The sequence below is a fragment of the Streptomyces sp. NPDC014676 genome (genome assembly GCF_043084105.1).
Lineage (GTDB): Bacteria > Actinomycetota > Actinomycetes > Streptomycetales > Streptomycetaceae > Streptomyces.
Map to the genome: position 1 here is coordinate 27,852 of NZ_JBIBZI010000018.1, position 22,891 is coordinate 50,742.

Annotated in this window: 22 protein-coding genes; 3 read left to right on the forward strand and 19 right to left on the reverse strand. The window is 71.1% G+C overall.

Translation table 11 applies throughout. The features are described from left to right. Positions 1-82: 82 nt before the first annotated feature. The 8 genes from ACF1DX_RS34125 to ACF1DX_RS34160 all read right to left on the reverse strand — a co-directional run bounded on the left by ACF1DX_RS34125 (position 83) and on the right by ACF1DX_RS34160 (position 7,566). Positions 83-2,227 carry a LamG domain-containing protein gene (locus ACF1DX_RS34125; protein ID WP_391795043.1) on the reverse strand — a complete coding sequence of 715 codons (2,145 nt, stop codon included), beginning with the start codon at positions 2,225-2,227 and terminating at the stop codon, positions 83-85. Positions 2,228-2,433: 206 nt separating this feature from the next. After that, positions 2,434-3,750, reverse strand: coding sequence for a dicarboxylate/amino acid:cation symporter (locus ACF1DX_RS34130; RefSeq protein ID WP_391795044.1), 1,317 nt, complete (start codon positions 3,748-3,750; stop codon positions 2,434-2,436). A gap of 71 nt (positions 3,751-3,821) precedes the next feature. After that, positions 3,822-3,923, reverse strand: a complete 102-nt coding sequence (locus ACF1DX_RS34135; RefSeq protein ID WP_311709939.1) for a putative leader peptide — start codon at positions 3,921-3,923, stop codon at positions 3,822-3,824. 151 nt (positions 3,924-4,074) lie between these two features. Further along, positions 4,075-4,374: a DUF4229 domain-containing protein gene (locus tag ACF1DX_RS34140; protein WP_391795045.1), complete on the reverse strand. Its 300-nt coding sequence runs from the start codon at positions 4,372-4,374 to the stop codon at positions 4,075-4,077. A 96-nt stretch (positions 4,375-4,470) separates the two neighbouring features. Beyond that, positions 4,471-4,995 (reverse strand): GNAT family N-acetyltransferase, encoded by a 525-nt coding sequence (locus tag ACF1DX_RS34145; RefSeq protein ID WP_391795046.1) that lies wholly within the window; start codon positions 4,993-4,995, stop codon positions 4,471-4,473. Positions 4,996-5,110: 115 nt separating this feature from the next. Further along, on the reverse strand, positions 5,111-6,274 hold the full coding sequence (gene mqnE / locus ACF1DX_RS34150; RefSeq protein ID WP_391795047.1) for an aminofutalosine synthase MqnE: 1,164 nt from the start codon (positions 6,272-6,274) through the stop codon (positions 5,111-5,113). 94 nt (positions 6,275-6,368) lie between these two features. Further along, positions 6,369-6,827 (reverse strand): Lrp/AsnC family transcriptional regulator, encoded by a 459-nt coding sequence (locus tag ACF1DX_RS34155; protein ID WP_391795049.1) that lies wholly within the window; start codon positions 6,825-6,827, stop codon positions 6,369-6,371. 64 nt (positions 6,828-6,891) lie between these two features. Further along, the gene (locus ACF1DX_RS34160) at positions 6,892-7,566 is read right to left on the reverse strand and encodes a UbiX family flavin prenyltransferase (protein ID WP_391795050.1); all 675 of its coding nucleotides are present in this window, start codon (positions 7,564-7,566) and stop codon (positions 6,892-6,894) included. 152 nt (positions 7,567-7,718) lie between these two features. Here ACF1DX_RS34160 and ACF1DX_RS34165 point away from each other — a divergent pair, with 152 nt between their 5' ends. After that, the gene (locus ACF1DX_RS34165) at positions 7,719-7,919 is read left to right on the forward strand and encodes a type II toxin-antitoxin system VapB family antitoxin (RefSeq protein WP_391795147.1); all 201 of its coding nucleotides are present in this window, start codon (positions 7,719-7,721) and stop codon (positions 7,917-7,919) included. 23 nt (positions 7,920-7,942) lie between these two features. Here the strand turns inward: ACF1DX_RS34165 and mqnP are convergent, their stop codons facing one another. Next, positions 7,943-8,848: a menaquinone biosynthesis prenyltransferase MqnP gene (gene mqnP / locus ACF1DX_RS34170; protein ID WP_391795051.1), complete on the reverse strand. Its 906-nt coding sequence runs from the start codon at positions 8,846-8,848 to the stop codon at positions 7,943-7,945. After that, positions 8,845-10,296 (reverse strand): menaquinone biosynthesis decarboxylase, encoded by a 1,452-nt coding sequence (locus ACF1DX_RS34175; protein WP_391795052.1) that lies wholly within the window; start codon positions 10,294-10,296, stop codon positions 8,845-8,847. Before ACF1DX_RS34175 ends, mqnP begins: the two co-directional genes overlap by 4 nt. Before the next feature lie 66 nt (positions 10,297-10,362). Between ACF1DX_RS34175 and ACF1DX_RS34180 the strand changes: the two genes are divergently transcribed. Next, positions 10,363-10,692 carry a PLD nuclease N-terminal domain-containing protein gene (locus ACF1DX_RS34180; RefSeq protein WP_391795053.1) on the forward strand — a complete coding sequence of 110 codons (330 nt, stop codon included), beginning with the start codon at positions 10,363-10,365 and terminating at the stop codon, positions 10,690-10,692. A gap of 15 nt (positions 10,693-10,707) precedes the next feature. Here ACF1DX_RS34180 and ACF1DX_RS34185 read toward each other — a convergent pair whose 3' ends face one another. Then, on the reverse strand, positions 10,708-12,531 hold the full coding sequence (locus ACF1DX_RS34185) for a protein kinase (RefSeq protein ID WP_391795148.1): 1,824 nt from the start codon (positions 12,529-12,531) through the stop codon (positions 10,708-10,710). Between the two features lie 173 nt (positions 12,532-12,704). Between ACF1DX_RS34185 and ACF1DX_RS34190 the strand changes: the two genes are divergently transcribed. Then, positions 12,705-13,304 carry a TetR/AcrR family transcriptional regulator gene (locus ACF1DX_RS34190; RefSeq protein ID WP_391795054.1) on the forward strand — a complete coding sequence of 200 codons (600 nt, stop codon included), beginning with the start codon at positions 12,705-12,707 and terminating at the stop codon, positions 13,302-13,304. Between the two features lie 43 nt (positions 13,305-13,347). Here ACF1DX_RS34190 and ACF1DX_RS34195 read toward each other — a convergent pair whose 3' ends face one another. From ACF1DX_RS34195 to ACF1DX_RS34230, 8 genes are all read right to left on the reverse strand, one after another. Then, entirely contained in the window at positions 13,348-15,210 is a 1,863-nt protein-coding gene (locus ACF1DX_RS34195) for a LamG-like jellyroll fold domain-containing protein (protein WP_391795055.1), read from the reverse strand. A gap of 169 nt (positions 15,211-15,379) precedes the next feature. Then, entirely contained in the window at positions 15,380-16,318 is a 939-nt protein-coding gene (locus ACF1DX_RS34200) for a hypothetical protein (protein ID WP_391795056.1), read from the reverse strand. Between the two features lie 302 nt (positions 16,319-16,620). Then, positions 16,621-17,385 (reverse strand): CDP-alcohol phosphatidyltransferase family protein, encoded by a 765-nt coding sequence (locus ACF1DX_RS34205; protein WP_391795057.1) that lies wholly within the window; start codon positions 17,383-17,385, stop codon positions 16,621-16,623. Between the two features lie 104 nt (positions 17,386-17,489). After that, complete coding sequence (locus tag ACF1DX_RS34210) at positions 17,490-18,254, reverse strand: DUF1963 domain-containing protein (RefSeq protein ID WP_391795058.1); 765 nt, start codon at positions 18,252-18,254, stop codon at positions 17,490-17,492. 144 nt (positions 18,255-18,398) lie between these two features. Then, positions 18,399-19,316: a CU044_5270 family protein gene (locus ACF1DX_RS34215; RefSeq protein ID WP_391795059.1), complete on the reverse strand. Its 918-nt coding sequence runs from the start codon at positions 19,314-19,316 to the stop codon at positions 18,399-18,401. Next, positions 19,313-19,915, reverse strand: a complete 603-nt coding sequence (locus ACF1DX_RS34220) for an RNA polymerase sigma factor (protein ID WP_391795149.1) — start codon at positions 19,913-19,915, stop codon at positions 19,313-19,315. The genes ACF1DX_RS34215 and ACF1DX_RS34220 overlap by 4 nt, the downstream gene beginning before the upstream one ends. 91 nt (positions 19,916-20,006) lie before the next feature. After that, entirely contained in the window at positions 20,007-21,140 is a 1,134-nt protein-coding gene (ccsB, locus tag ACF1DX_RS34225) for a c-type cytochrome biogenesis protein CcsB (protein WP_391795060.1), read from the reverse strand. Further along, a complete protein-coding gene (locus ACF1DX_RS34230; RefSeq protein ID WP_391795061.1) occupies positions 21,137-22,891 on the reverse strand; it encodes a cytochrome c biogenesis protein ResB in 1,755 nt (584 codons plus the stop codon). Before ACF1DX_RS34230 ends, ccsB begins: the two co-directional genes overlap by 4 nt.

Genomic DNA, 22,891 nt, shown 5'->3' on the forward strand with positions numbered 1-22,891 from the left:
GCGGACGGGGACGAGGGGCGCTCCCAGCAACGGTCACCTGTCGGTGGTTGCCGGAAAGCGCCCCTCGTCCCGCCGGCGGATGTCAGCCGCACAGGCAGGGATCGGTCTCGTGGCCCAGGCCGATGACGTCGTGGTCACGCAGGGCGCCCGCGTACGCCTGGAGCTCGTCGACGTCGCCCTTCAGGTACTCGCCCCAGCCGTCGGCCGTGCGGGCGCGGCCCACCTGGAGCGGGCCGGTGCTCGTCCAGCCGTCGCGGAGGCGGGCGGTGGCCCCGGTGTTCGTGTAGCCGTCGGCGTACAGCTTGACCGTGTCGGTCGCGTCGTCGTAGACGACGGTCAGCTGCGTGCCGTAGCCGCTGCTGCCGTCCGGCCTCGTGACCTGCGAGACGACCTTCTCCGGCGCGCCTGCCTCGTCCCGTTCCGGCATGACCAGCTGCCAGGCGAACGCCGACGGGTCGTAGCGCAGCTTGAACGCGTCGGTGTGCTCACCGGCCTGTGAGAGGACCGTCATCGGCCGGGTGGCTTCGGCCTCCTCGATCTTGGCGACGACTCCGAGGGTGAAGCTGTCACCGGTGTCCACCACGGGGGTGTCGAGGACCGCGTGACCGCCTTCGCCGTCCAGCGTCAGGTGCCCCTCGCCGACCAGCGGGTACGGCTTCCACGGGCAGTCGGGGTCGAGGTCGGGGATACAGGAGTCGTCCGGACCGCGGTAGATCGACGCGCCCGCTGAGAGCCGCAGGGGCGAACCACCCTTGTTCTCGGGCGTGGTGCCGTCGTCGGCCGTGCCGAACGACCAGTGACCGAGCAGGTTCGGCTTGCGGTGGGCCAGCTCGGTCACCTCCTGCGGGACGACGAGGCGGTCGTACGCCCGGACGTCGCCGATGTCACCGTGCCAGCGCTGCCGGTAGCCGTTCTCGCCACGGATCCGGCCGATCTGGAACGCGCCGTCCGCCCTGACCGGAGCGGCCTCGGCCTTGGTGCCGACCTCGTGGCCGTTGACGAAGAGCTGGGCGTGCCCGGTCTCGGTGTCGTGGACGCCGAGCAGGTAGGCCCATTCACCGGCCTCGGGAGCGCCGCCGGTGACCTTCGCGTCGCCGAGGGTGAAGGACCAGGAGGCGGTCGCGTCCCGCGGGGCCTCCAGAGCCAGGGCGTAGGCCGTACCGGACGCGGTGTCCTGGCTCAGCACGGTCATGGGGCGGTCGTCCTCCGCCGGGCGCACCCAGGCGCCGACGGCGAAGGTCCTGCCGCTGTCGACGGCCGGGGCGTCCGTGGTGAGGAAGCCGTGACGGCTGCCGTCGAGGGTGGCCGCGGAGGTGAGCGGGACACCCGGGGGCACGGGACCACCGAAGGTCACGCCGCCTCCCGCCCGGGCCGGCTCACCTCCCTCGGCGGCCGCCGTGGTGGAGCCGGCCTCGTCATCGAGCTTCCAGCGGGAGACGGGCGCGCTCGCCTCCTTCGGGTAGAACGTGTAGTCGGTGCGCCCGCTCATCCGGCCGGAGCGGTCGAGGGCCTGGACGCTGAGGCGCTGCGGGGCGTTGCTCAGCGGGACGAAGCGGATGGTGGCCGGGCCGCCGGGCTCGGCGGGGCGGACGGTGCGCTGCGGGCCGCCGAGGAAGGTGTACCGGTACTCGACGACGTCCGCCGAGGGGGAGTCCATGGTGAAGCTGCCGTAGATGCCGACCCCGCCGACCCACCGTGTCTCCTCCGGGTACTCCGGTGAGCTCACGACGGGAGCGGCCGGGCTCTCGTCGTCGTGGACGAACCGGCACGCGGCGCCGGGTGCCTCCGAACTCCAGGGGGAGTTCGCCGTACCGTCGTTGGCCCGGACGTGCCAGGAGATGACCGTGTCGGACGGGATGTCGGACGGCACGGTGATGCGGTGGATCCGGTCCACGTAGGTCGGCTGGGTGGTGAAGGAGCGGCGCTGTTCAGTACCGTCCGGGTCCGACCACCAGATCTCGAACTCGGCGGTGACCCGCTCCGGGTATCCGATGCGGTCGTCCTCGGCCGGATCGGTCAGCCGGGCCGTGAGAACCGGAGGGCTCTCCACATAGGCCGGCTCGTCGCCCGCCGCGCAGTCCTCGAACTCGGTCCGCAGGTCCTGGACGGCGGGCGGCAGATTCGCCTGCTCCGCCGCGTACGCGGCGCCGGGCGTGACCGTCCCCGCCACCACCGCCGCAAGGCAACTGCCCAGCAGTAAAGCTCTCTTGCCCCGTCTCTCCGACATGAACGAACATCCCTCCCCGGATCACGCCCGACCCTCGAACAGTCGAGCGACAGGAGGCTAACAACAGCCACCGACATCGGCGATCAAGTTTTCCGACGGGTCGCCTGAAACGGTGCCGCGCGGAGAGGACACCGCCTCAGCACGGGAAGAGACGGGTGGGTGAGGTCCCCGGGTCCGCTTGTCCGCGGTCCCGGGGACGGTGACGGTCAGGCCGCCGCGGGGACCCGCCGGGGCTCGTCGGCCGGGGTCTCGTCGACCGGCGAGGAGTGGACCGAGTCGTACGCCTCCCGGTCGAGCAGTCCCTCACGGGCGGAGACGATGACCGGGACGAGCGCCTGGCCCGCGACGTTCGTGGCCGTGCGGATCATGTCCAGGATCGGGTCGATGGCGAGGAGCAGGCCCACGCCCTCCATGGGCAGGCCCAGGGTGGAGAGGGTGAGGGTGAGCATGACCGTCGCGCCGGTGAGGCCGGCCGTGGCGGCGGAGCCCACCACCGAGACGAACGCGATCAGCAGGTAGTCGCCGACGCCGAGCTGGATGTCGAAGATCTGGGCGACGAAGATCGCGGCGATGGCCGGGTAGATCGCGGCGCAGCCGTCCATCTTGGTCGTCGCGCCGAACGGGACGGCGAAGGAGGCGTACTCCTTCGGTACGCCGAGGCGCTCGGTGACCTTCTGGGTCAGCGGCATGGTGCCGACGGAGGAGCGGGAGACGAAGGCGAGCTGGATCGCGGGCCAGGCGCCCTTGAAGAACTGGATCGGGCTGACCTTGGCGACGGTCGCGAGCAGCGCCGGGTAGACGCCGAAGAGGACGAGCGCGCAGCCGACGTAGATGTCGGCGGTGAAGGTGGCGTACTTGCCGATCAGGTCCCAGCCGTAGGTGGCGATGGCGTTGCCGATGAGGCCGACGGTGCCGAGCGGGGCGAGGCGGATGACCCACCACAGGGCCTTCTGGAGGAGTTCGAGGACGGACTCGCTCAGGGTGAGGATCGGCTGGGCCTTCTCGCCGAGCTGGAGGGCGGCGATACCGGCGACGGCGGCCATGAAGACGATCTGGAGGACGTTCAGCTCGGTGAACGGCGTGATGACGTCGGTCGGCACGATGCCGGTGAGGAAGTCGATCCAGGAGCCGGTGTGCTCCGGCTCGCCACCGTCCGCCGGGGTGAGGCCGGTGCCGGCGCCCGGGTTGGTGACCAGGCCGATGACCAGGCCGATCGCCACCGCGATCAGCGAGGTGATCATGAACCAGAGGAGGGTGCGCGAGGCCAGCCGGGCCGCGTTGTTGACCTTCCGCAGGTTGGTGATGGAGACCAGGATCGCGAAGAAGACGAGCGGGGCGACGGCCAGCTTCAGCAGGCCGATGAAGGTGCCGCCGACCTTCTCCAGGGTGGTGACCAGCCAGGAGACGTCCTGGCTGCGGGCGAGCCAGCCGAGCAGGACGCCCAGGACGAGGCCGGCGAGTATCTGGGCCCAGAAGGGCGCGCGGACGGGCAGCTTGAACTGCGTGTTCGTGGACACGGACATGCTCCGTTGAGGGGACGCGTGAGGAATGTGACGGTGACGTGGAACGGGGGGACGCGGGTGGCGGCGGAGCGTCAGGGACGACAGTTCGCGGCGGTGACCCGGCAGAGGTCCACGTGCAGGCGCGCCACGAGCGGAACACTCCGGGGCGTGGGGAACACGGCTGCTGACTTCACCCGAGGACCGTAACACCTGAACTTTGGGATCCTCAAAGCCTTGCTTTGAGAGGTGGGGACCCAAAGGCGCCCACACAACGCAAAGCGCCCCGGTTTCCGGGGGTGTTCGGAAACCGGGGCGCCCGGGTACGGTGCGCGGGTGTGACGGACGTTACGAGGTCTGGCCCTGCGTGCGGGCGGTGTCGTCGGCCGTGTCCTCCATGGCGCGGTTGGCCTCCAGGCCGGCCTTGGCCCGGTCCACCCGCCGCACGATCCGCTCGGAGGCCCGGTCCCGCTCCTCGCGGAGCACGACGAAGCTGATCGGGGCCGAGATCAGCAGTGCGAGCAGCACGATCCACAGGCCGTTGGAGTCGCCGAGGCCGCGCGGGGCGAGGCCGGAGTAGACGAGGCCCCAGACGACCACGAGGCAGCCCACGAAGATCCCGAGGCGCATCAGTGTGTAGCGGAGCATCTCATCCACTCTTCCCTGCGTACGGTCAGAACGCCCCAAAGGGACGATGTCCAGTGAAGCACGACCGGGCGTGGATCTTTCAGCGGGGTGCGGGGCTCAGGTCAGCGGCAGCAGCATGATGATGTCGTCGCGGTCGTCGCCGGGGGCCACGCGGATGGCGTTCGGCACCCGGCCGACCTCCTTGTAGCCGCAGGAGGCGTAGAAGCGCTCCAGGCCGAGGCCGCCGCGGCAGGCGAGCCGTATCGCCTCGATGCCGTCGACGGTGCGGGCGGACCGCTCGGCGGCGGCGAGCAGGTCACGGCCGTAGCCCTTGCCCTGGTGGCGGGGGTGGACCATCACCGTGTAGAGCCAGAGCCAGTGGGTCATCAGGTGGTGGGTGTTGAAGGTGAGGAACGCCGTCGCCGCCACCCCGCCCTCCTCGTCGTGCCCGACGAGCAGGCGGGAGCGTTCCTCCGCCATCGACACGAACTGGCGCACCAGGCCGGGGCGGATGTCCTCACGGGTCACGGGCGGTACGAAGCCGACCGCTCCGCCGGCGTTGGTGACGTCGGTCCACAGGTCGAGGATGCCGTCGCGGAGTTCGGGGGTGACGACGGGATCGAGGGTGAAGGTAAGGGGCATGCGGCGATGCTAGCCCTTACCCGGGGGTGGCGCACTCAAGAAGGGGGTGGGCATGGGCCGGGGGCCAGGGGGCGGGAGCCCCCTGACGGGGCCGGAGGGGCGGGGCCCCTTCGCCTCACACCCGCATCGGCTGGGGGGACTCCCGGCGCGCCGGGTCGGGGCCCTCGTACTCCCGGATGATCTCGTACCGGGTGTTCCGCTCCACCGGCCGGAACCCCGCGTCGCGGATGAGGTCCAGCAGATCCTCACGGGTGAGCTTGTTCGGCGTGCCGAAGTCGTCCGCGTCGTGCGTGATCTTGTACTCGACCACCGACCCGTCCATGTCGTCCGCCCCGTGCTGCAGCGCGAGCTGCGCCGTCTGCACGCCGTGCATCACCCAGAACACCTTGACGTGCGGCACGTTGTCGAACAGCAGCCGCGACACCGCGAACGTCTTCAGCGCCTCCGCCCCGGTCGCCATCTGCGTCCGCGCCTGGAGCCGGTTGCGCACCTTGCCGTCCTTCATGTCCACGAAGTCGTGCTGGTAGCGCAGCGGGATGAAGACCTGGAAACCGCCGGTCTCGTCCTGGAGTTCACGCAGCCGCAGCACGTGGTCCACGCGGTGGCGGGGCTCCTCGATGTGGCCGTACAGCATGGTGCACGGCGTCTTGAGCCCCTTCCCGTGCGCCAGCCGGTGGATGCGCGACCAGTCCTCCCAGTGGGTGCGGTGGTCGACGATGTGCTGCCGCACCTCCCAGTCGAAGATCTCCGCGCCGCCGCCGGTGAGGGACTCGAGACCGGCGTCGATCAGCTCGTCGAGGATCTCGGAGGCGGACAGCCCGGAGATGGTCTCGAAGTGGTGGATCTCGGTGGCGGTGAACGCCTTCAGCGAGACCTCCGGCAGCGCGGCCTTCAACTCCCTGAGCGAGCGCGGGTAGTAGCGCCACGGCAGGTTCGGGTGCAGCCCGTTGACGATGTGCAGTTCGGTGAGGTTCTCCCCCTCCATCGCCTTGGCGAGCTTCACCGCCTCCTCGATGCGCATCGTGTACGCGTCCTTCTCCCCCGGCTTGCGCTGGAAGGAGCAGTACGCGCAGGAGGCGGTGCACACGTTCGTCATGTTGAGGTGGCGGTTGACGTTGAAGTGCACGACGTCGCCGTTCAGCCGCGTCCGCACCTCGTGCGCCAGCCCGCCCAGCCAGGCCAGGTCGTCCGACTCGTACAGCGCGATGCCGTCCTCACGGGTCAGGCGTTCGCCCGCCCTGACCTTCTCCTCCAGCTCGCGCTTGAGCCCGACGTCCATGCCGATCCCTCTTTTCCTCGTCAGACAGACCCGGTCAACCGTACTCCCCCGCCCTTCGGGCGGGAGGACCCCCGAACGGCGCTCCGCGCCCCGGCTACTCCACCTCTTCGGGCAGCTCACCGACGCGGTTCTCCCACTTGGTGGAGAGCACGATGGTGGTACGGGTCCGGGAGACGCCCTTGGTGCCGGACAGCCGACGGATGATCTTCTCCAGGCCGTCCACGTCGGTCGCCCGCACCTTGAGCATGAAGGAGTCGTCGCCGGCGATGAACCAGCAGTCCTCGATCTCCTTCAGCTCCTTCAGCCGCTGCGCCACGTCCTCGTGGTCGGCGGCGTCGGAGAGCGAGATGCCGATCAGGGCGGTCACGCCGAGGCCGAGCGAGGCGGCGTCCACGGTGGCGCGGTAGCCGGTGATGACACCGGCCGCCTCCAGCCGGTTGATGCGGTCGGTGACGCTGGGGCCCGACAGGCCGACGAGGCGCCCCAGCTCCGCGTAGGAGGCCCGGCCGTTCTCTCTCAGGGCCTGGATGAGCTGCCTGTCCACCGCGTCCATGCGATCGAAGCCTTCCGCTGAAGAGGTCTGAAGTTCTGCACGTGCTGGAATGCCGCCGAAGCGCTCAGTCGGGGCGGGATCCGCCGCCGAGCTCGCCCTTCCAGCGGCGGTAGAGCCGGTGCTCGACACCCGCCGCGTCGAGTACGCGTCCGGCGACGAAGTCCACCAGGTCCTGGATGTGCGTCGCGCCCGCGTAGAAGGCCGGCGAGGCGGGCACCACGGTCGCGCCCGCGTCGTCCAGCGTCACCAGGTGCCGCAGGGTCTGGCCGTTCAGCGGGGTCTCCCGTACGGCCACGATCAGCGTGCGCCCCTCCTTCAGGGTGACGCTCGCCGCCCGCTGCAACAGGTCCTTGGACAGCCCGAGCGCCACCCCGGCCACACAGGCCGTGGAGGCGGGCACGATCAGCATGCCCTTGCTCGGGTACGACCCCGAGGACGGCCCGGCCGCGAGGTCACCGGCGGTCCAGTGCCGTACGCCGTCGAGGTCGACGGTGAACGTGTCCGGCTTGCCGTCCGCCCCCCGGGACAGCCATTCCCGCAGGTCGTCCCGCCAGTGGGCGTCCCGGAAGGCGATGCCGGTCTCGTCCAGCAGGGTCAGCCGGGAGGCCCGGCTGACGACGAGGTCGACACTCTCCCCCGCCGCCAGCAGCGCACGCAGCACAGCGGCTGCGTAGGGCGTACCGGACGCCCCGGACACCCCCACGATCCAAGGCCTGCGCCGCGTTTCTCCTGCGTTCACGTCTTGAGCCTACCGGCGGGCGCCGGGCGTCCGCGCTCAGGACCGGTCGGGGGCACTAAAGGGCGGTTACATGGCCACCGGTCGGGCCTCGACCGCGTACCGCCGCGCCCCGGGCGGCTAGAGTGCCGGTGCGACGCGATGAGGGGGACACGGTGGCCAAGGTCAATATCAGTCTCGACGCCGAACTCGTGGTGGAAGTGATGGTCCTGGCGGGGGTCGGCTCGCCCCAGGACGCGATCGAGGTGGTCATACGGGACTACATCGCCCGCGGCCACCGCACGGAGGCCCGCACCGAACTCAGGGACCAGGGCCTGCGCGAGGTCGACGCCAAGCCGCAGGAGCCCCAGGGCTGAGTTCCCGGCCGCGCACCGGCGCTCTACACGGTCAGCCCCCGCACCAGCAGATCCAGCAGCGCGCACACGAACAGGGCGATGCCGATGAAGCCGTTGACGCTGAAGAACGCCCGGTTGAGACGGGACAGGTCGTTCGGGCGGACGATCGTGTGCTCGTAGACGAAGGCGCCGGCCACGATCAGCAGGCCGAGCCAGAAGAACGCGCCGGCACCGGTGAGGAGCGCGTACCAGACGAACAGGGCCGTCGTGACGGTGTGGCAGGCGCGGGCGCCCCGGATCGCGGCGGGGATGCCGAAGCGGGCCGGGACCGACTTCACGCCGATCTCGCGGTCGGTGTCGACGTCCTGGCAGGCGTAGATCAGGTCGAAGCCGCCGATCCAGACGCCGACCGCGAGGCCGAGGACGACGGCGTCCCAGGACCAGGAGCCGGTGACGGCCAGCCAGCCGCCGACCGGGCCCATGGCCTGGGCGAGTCCGAGGATGGCCTGCGGGAAGTTCGTGAACCGCTTGCCGTACGGATACACCACCATCGGGATCACGGCGACGGGCGCGAGGGCGAGACAGAGCGGGTTGAGCAGGGCCGCCGCGCCCAGGAAGACGGCGAGGGCGACGAGCGCGCCCGTCCAGGCGTGCCGGACCGACATCGCGCCGGTGACCAGCTCGCGGTGGGCGGTGCGCGGGTTACGGGCGTCGATCTCGCGGTCGATGATCCGGTTGGCGGCCATGGCGAAGGTGCGCAGGCCGACCATGGCGAGGGTGACCAGGAACAGCCGGCCCCAGTGGATGTTCTCGTCCCACTCGTACATCGCGGTGAGGGCGGCGATGTAGGCGAAGGGGAGGGCGAAGACCGAGTGCTCGATCATCACCAGGCGCAGGAAGGCTTTCGTGCGTCCCGGCTGCTGCGGGAGCGCTGCGGAGGCCGAGGTCACAGTCCGTACTCCTTCCAGCGGCGGTCGACGAGGGCGGCGGTGTCCGGGTCGGACTCGACCATGTCGGGCCAGCCGCCGTCGCGTGTGTACCCCTCCTCGGGCCACTTCCTCGTCGCGTCGATGCCCGCCTTGCCGCCCCAGAACTGCTGGTACGAGGAGTGGTCGAGGTGGTCGACGGGGCCTTCGACGACGGTGAGGTCACGGGCGTAGTCGGTGTTGCCGAGGGCCCGCCAGGACACCTCGTGCAGGTCGTGGACGTCGCAGTCGGAGTCGACGACCACGATCAGCTTGGTCAGGGACATCATGTGGGCGCCCCAGATGGCGTGCATGACCTTCTGCGCGTGCTTGGGGTACTTCTTGTCGATCGAGACGATCGCGCAGTTGTGGAAGCCCCCGGACTCGGGGAGGTGGTAGTCCACGATGTCCGGGACGATGATCTTGAGGAGGGGGAGGAAGAAGCGTTCCGTCGCCCGTCCGAGCGGTCCGTCCTCCGTCGGGGGACGGCCGACGACGATCGACTGGAGCAGCGGGCGCTTGCGCATCGTCACGCAGTCGATCGTCAGTGCGGGGAACGGCTCCTGCGGGGTGTAGAAGCCGGTGTGGTCGCCGAACGGCCCCTCGGGCAGCATCTCGCCGGGCTCCAGCCAGCCCTCGACGACGACCTCGGCCTGCGCCGGGACCTGGAGCGGAACGGTCTTGCAGTCGACCATCTCGATCCGCTTGCCCTGCAGGAACCCGGCGAACAGGTACTCGTCGATGTCGCCGGGCAGCGGCGCGGTGGAGGCGTACGTCACGGCGGGCGGGCAGCCGAAGGCGATGGCGACGGGCAGGCGCTCGCCGCGCCGGGCGGCCACCTGGTAGTGGTTGCGGCTGTCCTTGTGGATCTGCCAGTGCATGCCGATGGTGCGCTTGTCGTGGCGCTGGAGGCGGTACAGGCCGAGGTTGCGGACGCCCGTCTCCGGGTCCTTGGTGTGGGTGAGCCCCAGGTTGAAGAAGGAGCCGCCGTCCTTGGGCCAGGTGAACAGCGCGGGGAGCCGGTCGAGGTCCACGTCGTCGCCGGTGAGGACGACCTCGTGCACCGGCCCGTCCTTCACCTTCTTCGGCGGTACGTGCGTCATCGCGCCGAGCTTCCCGAACGCCTCGCGCACCCCGACGAACCCGTGCGGCAGCTCGGGCTTCAGCAGCCCGCCGATCTTCTCGGAGATCTCCGCGTACGACGTCAGACCCAGCGCCTTCAGCAGGCGGCGGTCCGTGCCGTACACGTTCATCGCGAGGGGCATGTCCGAGCCGCGCACGTTCTCGAAGAGCAGCGCGGGACCGCCGGCCTTCTGCACCCGGTCGACGATCTCACCGACCTCCAGATACGGGTCGACCTCGGCCTTGATGCGCTTGAGGTCGCCCTCGCGCTCCAGCGCCCTGAGCAGGGAGCGAAGATCGTCGTAAGCCATGCGGTCAAGTATCCCCGAGCGGTTACGCTGGCCCTGTACCGCCCACCGCTTTCGCTGGAGAGGCCCATGCTGCGGGTGCTGATGTTCCTCGTGCCACTGGCCCTGAGCGTGTACGCGTTCATCGACTGCATCAGTACGAAGGACGACGACATCCGGCACATGCCCAAGCCGCTGTGGGCGATCCTCGTGCTGCTGTTCCCGCTGGTCGGTTCGGTCTCCTGGCTGATCGCCGGCAAGAAGCGGCATCCCGCGGGCGGCTCCGCCGGTTCCGCCTGGGGCCGGGGCGGCGGCCGGCAGCAGTGGGTGGCCCCGGACGACAACCCGGACTTCCTCAGGTCGCTGGACGAGGACAAGGACGACCGGCCGGGGGACGGCGGGCGCGGCGGGGCGGGCTGACCGCCTCCGCCCTCGTCAGCTCCTGGTCCAGCTCTGGGTCGCCGTCCCCTCGCACACCCGCACCATGACCATGCCGCTCGGCCGGGAGTGTTCCAGACACCTGCCGGTGTTCGTGAGGATCACGGTGCCGCCGGAACCGAGACGCCATTCCTGAGCCGTGTCCGCGCCACAGGACGCGCTGTGCGTCGAACCGTAGCCGGACAGGCAGTTGCCGGACGCCCGGTGGACGATCCGGTAGGTGCCGGACGAGACGCTCCGCAGGCTCCAGCCGGCCGCCCCGGCGGTGCAGTCGCCCATGGAGACGCTGCCGTAACCGGCTCCCCCGGAGGCGGTGAGGCACCGCCCGCTCGATCCGTTGCGCAGGGTGAAGCCGTCTGTCGACGGGGCCCCGGCCTCCGTGTCCGTGTCCGAGGAGGAGTCGTCCCCGCCGCTGCCGCCGCCCTTCGCGGCTCCGTCGTCCGCGTCCGGACCGGCGCCCGTGCCCTCCGCCCCGGCCGCGGCCGGTGACTCCCGGGAGCCGGATCCCGGCTTGTCCGAGTTCTTCGCGTCCTCGGGGTCCTTCGGGTCCTCGGAGTCCTTCGTGGCGGACGCGTCGGCGGACGGCGACGGCTTCCCGGACCCGCCGGCCGTCCCCGACGGCGTCGCGATGGCGGAGACCGTGACCGACGCGGAGGGGGTGGGTCCCGCCTCGTCGCCGGTGTCGAAGGTGTACGGCAGGAGCGTGAAGGCGAGGGTGGCGCCCGTCGTGACGACGACGGGGATGACCACGGGGATCACCCGGGTCCGGCGGCCGCGCTTCTCCCGCGCCGGCCCGGACACCTCGGGCGCCCGCGGTTCCTCGGGCTTCGCCGGTACCGCCGGTACCGCCGGTCCCGCCGGTCCCGCCGGCTCCTCCGGCTCCTCCGGGAGGTCCGGGACGGTCGGCGTCCGTTCCGCGAACGCGGCCCGTTCGGCCAGTTGCGCGGTGACCGCCTCCGGCCACAGGGGCGGGGTGAACGGACCGTGCCGGTCGGCGAGTCCGACCAGTTCGGCGGCGGTGGGCCGGCCCTCGTAGTCCTTGTCCAGGCAGGCCGCGACGACCTCGGCGAGCTCGGGGTCGAGGGCCCGTACGGCGTCGAGGTCGGGTTCCTCGTGCACGATCCGGTACAGCACGCCGTGCCCGGACTCGTCCCCGAAGGGCGGCCGGCCGCTCGCCGCGTACGCGAGGACCGAACCCAGCGCGAAGACGTCGACGGCCCCGGTCGACCTGCGCGCCCCCGAGGCCTGCTCGGGGGACATGTAGGCGGGGGTGCCCACCACCATGCCGCTGATGGTGATGTTGCTCTGCTCGGCGGCTCGGGCCACCCCGAAGTCGATGAGGGTGAGGCCGTCAAGGGTGAGCATGACGTTGGACGGCTTGATGTCCCGGTGCACCATGTCCAGCGCGTGCACCGCGGCGAGCCCTTTCGCGGCCTCGCGCAGCAGCAGCCACAGGGCGGCGGCGGGCAGCGGCCCCCCGTGGGCTTCGAGGGCCTCGCGCAGGGTGAGGCCGGGGACGTAGGCGGTGGCGAACCACGGGGGCCGGGCGGTGCGGTCGCCCGCGAGCAGCGGGGCGGTGGCGTGTTCCGGCAATCGGGCCAGGTTGTCCAGCTCGTGTCCGAAGCGGCGCAGGAAGTCCTTGTCCTCGGCGACGACCGACGGCAGCAGTTGCTTGACCGCGGCGTACCGTCCCTCGTGCACACCGAGGTAGACACGGCCCATGCCGCCGGCTCCGAGCCGTCCGACGAGCGGGATCGGTCCGATCCGTCGCGGGTCCTCGTCCTCCAGCGGCTCGGCGCCGCTTCCGCCCAGCTCGATCACGCCTGCCCCGTCGTCGTGTTCCGTCACCGCGCCACTGACGGCGGCCCGCCCGTTCCCCCGTGCCGGGCGGACCGCACGTCGGCACGGGTCAGTCTGGACCAGCGCGGGCTAGGATTGGAAGGAAATTCTAGAAATTCACTCCAGAAGCGCCTGGAAGGTACAGCGACCCTGCGATGAGCCCCAAGCAGCACCGTGGTGAGGTCACCGCCGAACAGCTTCTGGACGCGGCGCTGCGCGTCTACGGGGAGTCGGGTGAGCAGGGCCTCACGGTCAGCGCGGTGACCGCGGCGAGCGGTGTGAGTCCCGGCAGTCTCTACCACCACTTCGGCAGCATGGACGGCCTGCTGACCGCCCTGCTGACGCGCTGGCTGGAACGGCTGCTGGTCCGGATGGTCACGGCCCTGGAGCAGTCGGACTCCGCCCGGGCCGGCGTCCACGCCCTCGTGGAGGCGTATCTCGCGTTCATCCGCGACCACCGGGACGCGGGCCTCCTCCTGCACTCCTCCCGCGCCGACGAGATCGGGATGCGCCAGGCGAGGCAGTTGCGGGACGCCCAGGAGGCCCGGCTGTCACCGCTGTTCGCGTGGGTGAGCCGGCACGTCGAGTCGGGCGAGGTCGCGCCCCTGTCGGTGCCCCTGCTCGAGTCCATGGTCCTGGGACCGGTCGTCGGGGTCAGCCGCCGCTGGCTGACCCTCGGTGACGTGGACCTCGACGAGGCGGCCCGTGTCCTGCCGGACCGGATCTGGCGGTCGATCAGCGCGGACCCCGGGTGAGCGCGGGTGGGCGCGGGTGGGCGCGGGCAGGACGCCGGGCGGGTCAGCCGACGAGGTTCTTGATCCGGGCGGCGGTGAGGGCCCGGTCGAAGACCCGCACGTCCCGGACCGCGCCGGGGAAGAAGTCGACGGCCTGACCGCCGTACGACGCCCGGCCGATGATGAAGGGACCGGTGGCGGATATCGGGTTGGTGTCCTCGGCCTCCGCCTCCTGTACGCCGTTGACGTACAGCCGCAGGGTGCGCGCCGGGCCGTCGCAGACGCCGGCGAGGTGGGTCCAGACGTTCACGGCGGGCTCGCTGCGGCCGGCGGCGCGCAGGCCGGGGCGGGAGAGGGCCCAGCGGTTCTCGTCGACGGCGTACTGGAGGTAGAAGGCGCTGGCGTCCCCGGCGTCCTGGCTGACGGCGGTGGCCCAGCCCCCCGGGGCGGCGGAGAGCCGGACCCAGGCGGCGATCGTGAAGTTCCGGCCCTCCCCGGTCTCCACCACCGGTCCCCCGGTCATGATCTGGCCGCCCTGCCCGTCGAAGACGGCTCCGCCTCCGCCGGGCACCCAGGTGACGCCGGTCGCGGTGCCGTCGTGGCCGCCCGCGGTGTCCCGCGCGACCGTGCCCGAGGTCTCGTCGAGGGGCCAGTGCCCGATGGGCCGGGCGGGCTGCGGGGCGGCGGCGGATGAGGACGAGGGGGAGGCCGAGGAGGGGGGCGTGGCCCGGTCCCGGTCGGCGGCGGCCGACCGGTTGAGCCAGAACCCCGCTCCGGTGCCGGCCGCGGCGACCGCGCCCCCGCCGATGCCGAGGAGCAGGAAGGCCCGTCGGCTGCCACCGCGCTCCCGGCCCGCCCGGCGGCCGGTGGGCTCCGTCGCGGCGGGGGCGTGCTCCGGGGTGGCACCCACCCGGGTGGCCTGGTCGTGGAAGTGCGGCGCCACCATGGTCGCCTGCTGTGGGAGGGCGCCGGGCCCGGCGTCGCGCGGCAGTACGTTCGTCGGGGCCCCCGGGTCCGTGGCACGGGCACCCGGGACGGGCGTACCGGCCGGAGTCGGGGACCCGGCGGCGTTGCCCTGCCGCGGCCAGGGGCCGGGGTGCCGCAGGGCCATCGTGCTCTCGTTGCCCAGTGCGCCGACCCGGGCGAGGATCTCGCGCGGGGTGGGGCGGCGGGCCGGGTCCTTGGCGAGGCAGTCGCCGATGAGGGCGTGCAGCGCCGGGTCGGTGACGGCGCCGACGTCGGGGGTGTTGTGCACCACGCGGTAGAGCAGCGCGGGGGTCGGTCCCTCGCCGAAGGGATGGGCGCCGGTCGCCGCGAAGGCCAGCACCGCGCCCAGGCAGAAGACGTCGCTGGCCGGGGTGATCGTGTCACCGTTGACCTGCTCGGGCGACATGAATCCGGGCGAGCCGGCCACGAGGCCGGTGCCGGTGATCGAGTCGGCCTCGACGCTGCGGACGATCCCGAAGTCGATGACCCGGGGCCCGTCCTCGGCGAGCAGCACGTTGGAGGGTTTGAGGTCGCGGTGGACGAGGTTCACGGCGTGGATCGACACCAGCGCCTCGGCCAGCCCGGCCGCCAGCGCGAGGACCGCCCCCGCCTCGAACGGCCCCCGCTCGACGACCGCCTGCTCCAGTGAGGGACCGGCGATGTAGCTGGTGACCAGCCACGGCAGGGGCGCGTCCGGGTCGGCGTCGACGACCGGGGCGGTGAAGGCGCCGCTGACCTTGCGGGCCGCCTCGACCTCGCGGCGGAACCGGTCCCGGAACTCGGGCCTGCGCACCAGCTCGGCGTGCACCACCTTGACCGCGACGAGCCGCCCGCCCGGGGAACGCCCGAGGAACACCTGGCCCATCCCGCCCGCGCCCAGCCGGCTGATCAACCGGTATCCCCCGACGGAGCCCGGGTCGTCCGGCTCCAGCGCTGACACAAATGCCTCCCGGCGTGCGATCTCGGCCCATGCGGGCAGGGCCAAGCATAAAGCCAATCGCACCCGTGTTCGTCGAAGTGCCGCACGCCGTACGGCACTTCGACCATCGCCCTCTTCCTGAACGCCGCGCTGCGCCTCCACACGGAGCCGGGCGACCAGGGAGTCAGCGTCACTCGAAGATCTCTTCGGCCTTCGGGGCGGTGACGGCGCGGGTGAGCCAGCGGCGGAGGAGGTCGGGGTCGCCGCAGTCCGTGACGCGGCTGCGGACGTCGTCGGAGATGTCGAGGCCGCGCTGCTCCAGGACGAGCAGGACATCCTCGGCAGCGCGGCGCGCCTCGCCTTCGACACGGCCTTCGACACGGCCTTCGACACGGCCTTCGACACGGCCTTCGACGCGGGCTTCCGCGCGGGCTTCTTCTCGGATCTCTTCGACGAGGTAGGACTTGTAGAAGGAGAGGTCCACAGCCACCAGGTTCCTCCAGATGTGCTTGGCCGGGTGCTTGCCCAGGCCCTGTGCGGTGAATTCGACGATGGGGTCCGCGATGTTTTCGGGCACGTCCCGCAGTGCGGTGGAGAGGGCCTTCAGTATCGCATTGACGGCGGGTTCGGCGGCGTGTGTGATGGCCGCGAGGCTGGTCAGGACGAGGTCGGCGCGGGCCTCCTCGGGGTCGGTGATCACGGGCATGTTGTGCGGACCGGCGACCACGGGGCGCAGGGTGAGGGTGGGCAGTTGGGGCGGTCCGCTGCTGACCGTCCGCTGGGCCCATTTGGCGGTGGCGTGGTCCTGGCAGACGACGAGGAGCGCGGTGGGCAGCCGGTACTTCGTCCACAGGTAACTGGTGTAGTACGCCCAACTCGCCGGCTTGTCCGGGTCCCTGCCGCCCTGGGCCTCGATGGCGAGGAGGAAGTCGCCCTGCTCCGCGGTCTCGAACCGCAGGACCGTGTCGACCCGGCGTTCGACGGGGCTGGTCTCGGTGAGGTCGGTCGGCAGGGGGGTGGCCTTGACGGGCCTCGGGATGTCGACTCCGAGGAAGCGTGAGACACGACTGAAGAGTCCGGGATCGTGCTGGAAGATGCGGTGCATCGCCTCATGGGGCGGCTTGGCCATGGGTCTCCTTCATGTCAGCCCCTGAAGGGGAGTGACATATGTCGGCGGCATGTGCGCCAAACGTAAGGAAAGCGGGACCCCGAAAGCGGGCAAACCAGTGATGTTCACCCACGCGAGTGAATCGGACGCCGCGTGCGAGGAGCGCTGCCACGTTCCGGCCGACCGACGAGGGGCCCCGGTTGAGTGAACAGCTTGGTCGATTCCGTTGATGCGGCGCTCAGATGTGAAGGGCGTGAGCACTTCCATGGAAAGTGCTCACGCGTTTTCGACGAGGTGGCTCCGCGGGCGCCGCTCCCGGGGGGTCAGCGCAGGCGGGACGAGGACAGGATCGACAGCAGGTGGGCCGGGACCATCACCCAGGTGATGACGGCGAGCGCGCCCAGCGCCCAGCGGGTCGGCTCGATGCCGCCGGTGACCGCGTCGGCGATCGCCGCGACGAGCAGGACGAGGGATGCCTCGATGCCGTTGGTGACCCGGTGGAGCTTGAACGCGGCGGCGATGCGGCGGACCGTGGCGACGCCCTCCGAGCGCGGGCGGGTGGACTCGTCGTCGGCGACGGCCAGGCCGCGGCGGGCGCGGGCGACGTCCACCAGGTCGGTGGAGGCCTTGAGGAGGACGACGCCGAGGGCGGTGGCGATGCCGACCGACAGCCAGCCGCCGACGCCTGACTCGGCGGCCCGGTAGCCGGCGCCCGCCATCAGCGCCGCGTCCGCGAGATACGCGCCGAGCCGGTCGACGTAGATGCCGGCCGCGCTGTTCTGGCCCTTCCAGCGGGCGACCTCGCCGTCCACGCAGTCGAAGAGCAGGAACAGCTGCATGAGGATCACGGCGAGGACCGCGCCGGTCAGGCCGGGGATCATCAGCGCGGCGCCGGAGGCCACTCCGCACACCACCATGGTCCAGGTGAGCTGGTCGGGGGTGACGGGGGTGCGGACCAGGTGGCGGGTGGTGCGCAGGGAGATCTTCCGCATGTAGAGCCGGCCGGCCCAGTGCTCGCCGTTGCGGCTGTCCATCTTGGCCCGCGGCTGGCAGACCTCCCGCAACTCCTCCAGTACCGGCGCACCCATGACGTTCCTCCCAGCCCCGACCAGCGCCCGCGCGGCGATGATCGGGCCAGGGTACAGAGGCGCCCGGCCGGGTCCGGCGGGGGCCGGGCGACCACGGGGACCGGTCAGCCCCCCAGGTAGACCTGGAGCTCCTCGTACCGGCGGGCCGCCATGTCCTCCGGCGTCCCGGCGAGGGCGACGTCGAACGGACTGCCGCAGATCGGGTCGCCGAAAACCGAGAGGAAGTGGGTCAGTCCGTCCTCCTCCGGAGGAATCTGGAAGTAGCGCGAGTGCCCACCGATCCGGATGCTCGCGAAGCGGGACGTGTCCAGGAGGGCGTCCAACCCCCTGTTGAAATCCTCCAGTGCCACCAGCCCCGAGGGGTCCCGCTCCATGAACTCGTGCGCGAGGGGGAGGCTCTCCCAGTGGTCGTCGAAGCTCGGCACGACCACGGCATGGAGCGGCATCGGTTCGTAGACGGTGACGTCGTGGGAGTCCCCGTTCTCGTCGGTGATCCTCGGTCCCCGTTCGACGGTCCCGGAGCCGGCCGGGACGTACCGCACGGCGGCGGAGCCGTCGGGGTCGACGACGTCGGCGAACACCAGCAGGTGACCGTCCTCGGGCAGCGCGATGTCCAGGACGTTCCTCGGCAGCGCGGCGCAGTCGATGGTGGCGATGTGCGCCTGCCAGTCGGGCCATGCCATGTCCTCGGGCATCCGGGGCAGTCCGCCCAGCCTGGCGGCCGGCGGAGCGTTCTCGTCCTGTCCGGGCGCGTCCGGGCACAGCCGGACGGAGGGACGCAGTCGGAGCAGGACCTCCTCGACCACGGGTGCGGGAACACCGGTCCTGCGCCCGAGGTCGTCCATGGCCGTTCGCAGTTTCGAATCCATGATCGGAAGTGTGCCGGGCACCACTGACAGCGGTGCCCGGCACACGCGGACCGGCCGTCTCCCCGGCCCCTTCCCCTTCCTCTGCCGTAGGCCCGCCCCGGCTCCACCGAGCCGGGACCGCGACACCGGATGCCCGGCAGCCTTCTAGGGCCGCTCGCCCCGCTCGTCCACGACCGCGCGCTCCAGGACAGCGGTGCGGCCGGTCATCTCGCCCTTCTCGTAGCCCCACGGAAGGTCCTCGACAGCCACCTCCCGTGAACCGAGGAGTTCCTTCGTCCTCCTGTCGAAGACCAGTTCCACGCGCTCTCCGGCGTCGACCCGGGCGACCGCCACGCCGTGCCGCCCAGCCGCGTCCACGGTGTCGTCGATCACGAAGACGCCGGGGATCTTCGCCGCCGCGCGGTAGAGGGCGGCGCCCTGGGCCGGCGGCATCAGGGACTCGGAGGCGAGGTCGCCGACGAGGGCGAAGGTGGCCTCGGCCTTGCTGCTGTGGCCGGAGCTGTTGTCCTGCAGCCAGTCGAACATCTCGTCGGGATCGGTCGGCAGTGTCTGGAGGTGACGGTAGTTGCTGTTGGACGGGATGCCGGGGGTCTGCTTCTCCAGCAGTTCGTGGTCCGCCCTGACGACGGGGTCGTGCAGCATGCTCTGCTGACTGCCGTCGACCGAGAGCCACACCTCCCGTTGGTGGAGCGGCTCCAGCTTCGCGGGTCCGTCGCCCTCCTGCTCGCTCCAGCCGACCCTGCTCCTGATGTACACGAACTGGTCGTCGCGGATGTCCTCCGGCACGTCCGCGTGCTCGGCCGCCAGCGCGATGTCCTCCAGCAGGGCCACGGCTTCCTCGGACGCGGCCGGTTCCGCCCGGCCGGAAGGCACCGCGACGGTGACGGCGACCGCGGTGACGGCCGCCACGGCTCCCACGATCAGCGCGGGGCGCAGCCACCTGGTGCGGGTGCGCGCGGGGGTGAGCTCGTCTCGCCGGATCTCGGTCATCAAATGCTCCTTGAGGAGTCGGTGACGGGCCGGCGGAAGGTCTCTCTCCGGGAGTTCGGGGAGCTGGTTCATCGGTTTTCCTCCCTCAAGGGCCCGACCGCTGTGATGCGGTCACCTCTCATCTGTCCGCGGGACACGGGCGGTTCCTGCTTCTTGAGTTGTTTCGCGAGCTTCGTCCGGGCACGGGAGAGGCGGGAGCGGACGGTGCCGACGGGCACGCCGAGCGCCTGGGCCGCGGCGGCGTAGTCCAGCCCGGACCACACGCACAGCACCAGCACCTCGCGCTCGGGGCGGCGCAGCGCGGCGAGGGCGGCGTGGACGAGGGCCAGCCGGCCCGCGTCGTCCAGGCGCCCGGCGACCTCATCCGCGAAGTCCCGTACGGCCTCGTCGCGCGGGAGACGGGCGAGCGCGGCCGCGTGCCTCCGGGCGGCGCGGCGGGTGTTGCGGGTGACGTTGGTGGCGATGCCCAGCAGCCAGGGCCTGAGGGACCCGCCCTCCTCGTCGAGCTTCCCGCGCAGCCGCCAGGCGTCCAGGAACGTCAGGGACACCACGTCCTCGGCGGTGCTCCACTCCCCCGTGAGCCGGTAGGCATGGTTGTAGACGGAGCGCGCGTACGCGTCGAAGAGGTCACCGAAGGCGTCGTGGTCCCCCACGCGGATGCGTCTCCGCAGATTCGTGTCCACGTCCTTCTGCCTGTCCGGACGACGAAGGCCGGTTCCCGTGACTCAGGTCACAGGGAACCGGCCTTCGTGGTGCGTGGGTTCAGAACCCGACGGACCCCAGCGCGCCCAGGCCGACGTCGGCGTACGAGTGCTTGCCGGAGACGAAGATGTTCACGCCGTAGTAGTTGAACAGCCAGCAGCCGAAGGCGAGCAGGGCCAGGTAGGCGGCCTTGCGGCCCTTCCAGCCGGCGGTGGCGCGGGCGTGCAGGTAGCCGGCGTAGGCGACCCACGTGATGAAGGACCAGACCTCCTTGGGGTCCCAGCCCCAGTAGCGGCCCCAGGCGTCACCGGCCCAGATGGCGCCCGCGATGATCGTGAACGTCCACAGCGGGAAGACGGCCGCGTTGACCCGGTAGGAGAACTTGTCGAGGGACGCGGCGGCGGGCAGCCGCTCCAGGACGGAGGTGGCGAAGCTGCCGGGCTTGCCGCCGCTCGCGAGCTTGTTCTCGTACGCGTCCTTGAACAGGTAGAGGATCACGCCGACCGCGCCGACGTAGAAGACCGCGCCGCACAGGATCGCCGTGGAGACGTGGATGTACAGCCAGTACGAGTGCAGGGCGGGGACGAGCTGGTCGCTCTCGGTGTAGAGGACGGTGACGGCCAGACCGAGGTCGAGGAGGACCGTGGTGGTGAGGAACAGGCCGAGCCAGCGGATGTCCTTCTTCAGCGCCAGCAGCAGGAGGTACACGCCGACCGCGGTGGTGGAGAAGGTGATGTTGAACTCGTACATGTTGCCCCACGGCGCCCGCTCCACGGACAGTGCGCGGGTGAGCACGCCGCCGAAGGAGAGGCAGAACGCGAGCACGGTGAGGGAGACGGCGATCCGTCCGTAGAGGTCGCCCTTCTCGTCGCCGCCGTGCGCCCCGGGTCCGTCGGGCACGTCGCGGGAGCCGGTGGCGGCGCGCACGACGACCTTCGGCCGCTCCAGTACGGCGGTGCCGCCGGCCTGCTTCACGGTGACGGCCGGTGCCTTCCCCTCCTGGGCCCCCGCCTTCGGGCTGAGGGCTGCGGCGGTACGGGCGACCTTGCTGCGGCTGCCGAAGGTCCACTCCGCGATGTACGCGAAGAAGGCGAGGGTGTAGACCGCCATCGCGGAGTAGATCAGCACGTTGCTGATCTCCGCGAGGTTCTCGTTGGCCGCGGCGGCCAGATCTGTTGCGGCGGCGAGAGTCATTTCTCAGCCCCTTCGGCAGGTACGGCTTCGGGATCGGTGTCGGTGTCGGTGGGACCGGTCGGGTCCGGGGAGGGATCGGGCGCGCTCGGCGCCCGGTCGTAGAGGATTCCGGCGAGGTCACCGAGTTCCTCGGGCACCTTCGCGGACTCGCTGCGGCCGAGGCCGGCCATCTCGACGACGGTCACACCGTCGTCGCCGCGCACCGCGCGCACCCACACGCGGCGGCGCTGGATGAACAGGGAGCCGGCGAGGCCGGCGATCGCGGCGACGGCGGCGCCGAGCGCCCAGCCGCCGCCCTGTTCCTGGACGACCTGGAAGCCGGCCCACTCCTTGACGTCCTTCTCGAAGGTGACCGAGCCGGCGCCGTTCGGGAGCGTCATGGTCTCGCCGGGCGTGAGCAGCTTCTTGAACAGCTCGCCCTCGGAGTCCTTGAACTCCTTCATCTTGGTCTTGTCCATCTGGTACACGCTCTGCGGAATGCCGGAGTCGGCCTTCAGGTCGCCGTGGTAGGCGGAGAGCGCGAGCACCGGATAGTCCAGCGCGGGGAACTGGGAGAGCATCGTGCCGGTGGCGGAACCGCCGAAGGTGGGCACGAAGAAGGCGTTGAAGCCGAGCTGTTCCTTCTCGCCCCCGGGGTTGCGGTAGCCGTCGAGGACCTTGACCACGCCGGAGGAGGTGACGTTGGCGTCGAGCGGCAGCATCGGCACGGCGTCCCGGTAGACGACCTTGCCCTTGCCGTCGCGGACGGTGATGACGGGCGCGTAGCCGTGGCTGACGAGGTAGACCTTGGCGTCGCCGATCTCCAGCGGCTTGTTCACCTTGACGAGGGCCGTCTTCTCCTCGCCGTCGGCGCCCTCGGTGTAGGTGAGCTCGGTCTCGTACGTGCGCGGGGTGCCCTTGTTGGGGCCGGTGCGCTCGTAGGTGCCGGTGAACTCCTTGACGTCGAAGCTGAACGGCTCCAGGTCGTCGTTGGTGAAGAGGCTGCCGGACTTGAAGTCGTCGTACTGGGTGAGCGTGTTGGCGAAGCCGTCGCCCTCGACGATCAGCTTGTTGCCCTCGGACTTGAAGAGCTGGCCCCAGCCGAAGGCGATCAGCATCACGATCAGCGCGATGTGGAAGAGCAGGTTGCCGACCTCGCGCAGATAGCCCTTCTCGGCGGCGACGGCGTCACCGGCGAGGTGGGCGCGGAAGCGGTGCTTCTTCAGCAGGGCGAGCGCGGCCTCGCGGACGGCTTCGGGTTCGGCCTCGGTGCGCCAGGTGGTGTGGGCGGGCAGCCGGGTCAGCCGGCGGGGCGCGCCCGGCGGGCGGCCGCGCAACTGGCCCACGAACTGCCAGGTGCGGGGCACGATGCAGCCGATGAGGGAGACGAACAGCAGGATGTAGATCGCGGAGAACCACACCGAGCTGTAGACGTGGAAGAGCCCGAGCTTGTCGTAGAGGGGCGCGAGGACGTCGTGGCGCTCGCGGAAGTCGGCGACCGCCGTCTCGTCGATGCCGGTCTGCGGGATGAGCGAGCCGGGGATCGCGCCCAGCGACAGCAGCAGCAGGAGCAGCAGCGCGACCCGCATGGAGGTGAGCTGCCGCCAGAACCAGCGGGCCCAGCCGATGACGCCGAGGGAGGGCAGGTTCGGCGCGTCCTCCGTGGGCGCGGTGGACAACTGGGAGCCGGCGGCGCCGAGGTCCTGGTCGTCGGCGGCCCGGGAGGTGTCGTCGGCGGCCCGGTGGGAGTCGTCGGTTGTCGTCTTGCTCAT

Bases quoted from the DNA above. Each gene is read 5' to 3' on its own strand.
- ACF1DX_RS34215 (WP_391795059.1), bottom strand. From the start codon at position 19,316: ATGAACCAGCTCCCCGAACTCCCGGAGAGAGACCTTCCGCCGGCCCGT.
- ACF1DX_RS34190 (WP_391795054.1), top strand. From the start codon at position 12,705: ATGAGCCCCAAGCAGCACCGTGGTGAGGTCACCGCCGAACAGCTTCTG.
- ACF1DX_RS34200 (WP_391795056.1), bottom strand. From the start codon at position 16,318: ATGGCCAAGCCGCCCCATGAGGCGATGCACCGCATCTTCCAGCACGAT.
- ACF1DX_RS34130 (WP_391795044.1), bottom strand. From the start codon at position 3,750: ATGTCCGTGTCCACGAACACGCAGTTCAAGCTGCCCGTCCGCGCGCCC.
- ACF1DX_RS34155 (WP_391795049.1), bottom strand. From the start codon at position 6,827: ATGGACGCGGTGGACAGGCAGCTCATCCAGGCCCTGAGAGAGAACGGC.
- mqnE (WP_391795047.1), bottom strand. From the start codon at position 6,274: ATGGACGTCGGGCTCAAGCGCGAGCTGGAGGAGAAGGTCAGGGCGGGC.
- ACF1DX_RS34230 (WP_391795061.1), bottom strand. From the start codon at position 22,891: ATGAGCAAGACGACAACCGACGACTCCCACCGGGCCGCCGACGACACC.
- ACF1DX_RS34175 (WP_391795052.1), bottom strand. From the start codon at position 10,296: ATGGCTTACGACGATCTTCGCTCCCTGCTCAGGGCGCTGGAGCGCGAG.
- ccsB (WP_391795060.1), bottom strand. From the start codon at position 21,140: ATGACTCTCGCCGCCGCAACAGATCTGGCCGCCGCGGCCAACGAGAAC.
- ACF1DX_RS34210 (WP_391795058.1), bottom strand. From the start codon at position 18,254: ATGGATTCGAAACTGCGAACGGCCATGGACGACCTCGGGCGCAGGACC.
- ACF1DX_RS34125 (WP_391795043.1), bottom strand. From the start codon at position 2,227: ATGTCGGAGAGACGGGGCAAGAGAGCTTTACTGCTGGGCAGTTGCCTT.
- ACF1DX_RS34205 (WP_391795057.1), bottom strand. From the start codon at position 17,385: ATGGGTGCGCCGGTACTGGAGGAGTTGCGGGAGGTCTGCCAGCCGCGG.
- ACF1DX_RS34140 (WP_391795045.1), bottom strand. From the start codon at position 4,374: ATGCTCCGCTACACACTGATGCGCCTCGGGATCTTCGTGGGCTGCCTC.
- ACF1DX_RS34145 (WP_391795046.1), bottom strand. From the start codon at position 4,995: ATGCCCCTTACCTTCACCCTCGATCCCGTCGTCACCCCCGAACTCCGC.
- ACF1DX_RS34180 (WP_391795053.1), top strand. From the start codon at position 10,363: ATGCTGCGGGTGCTGATGTTCCTCGTGCCACTGGCCCTGAGCGTGTAC.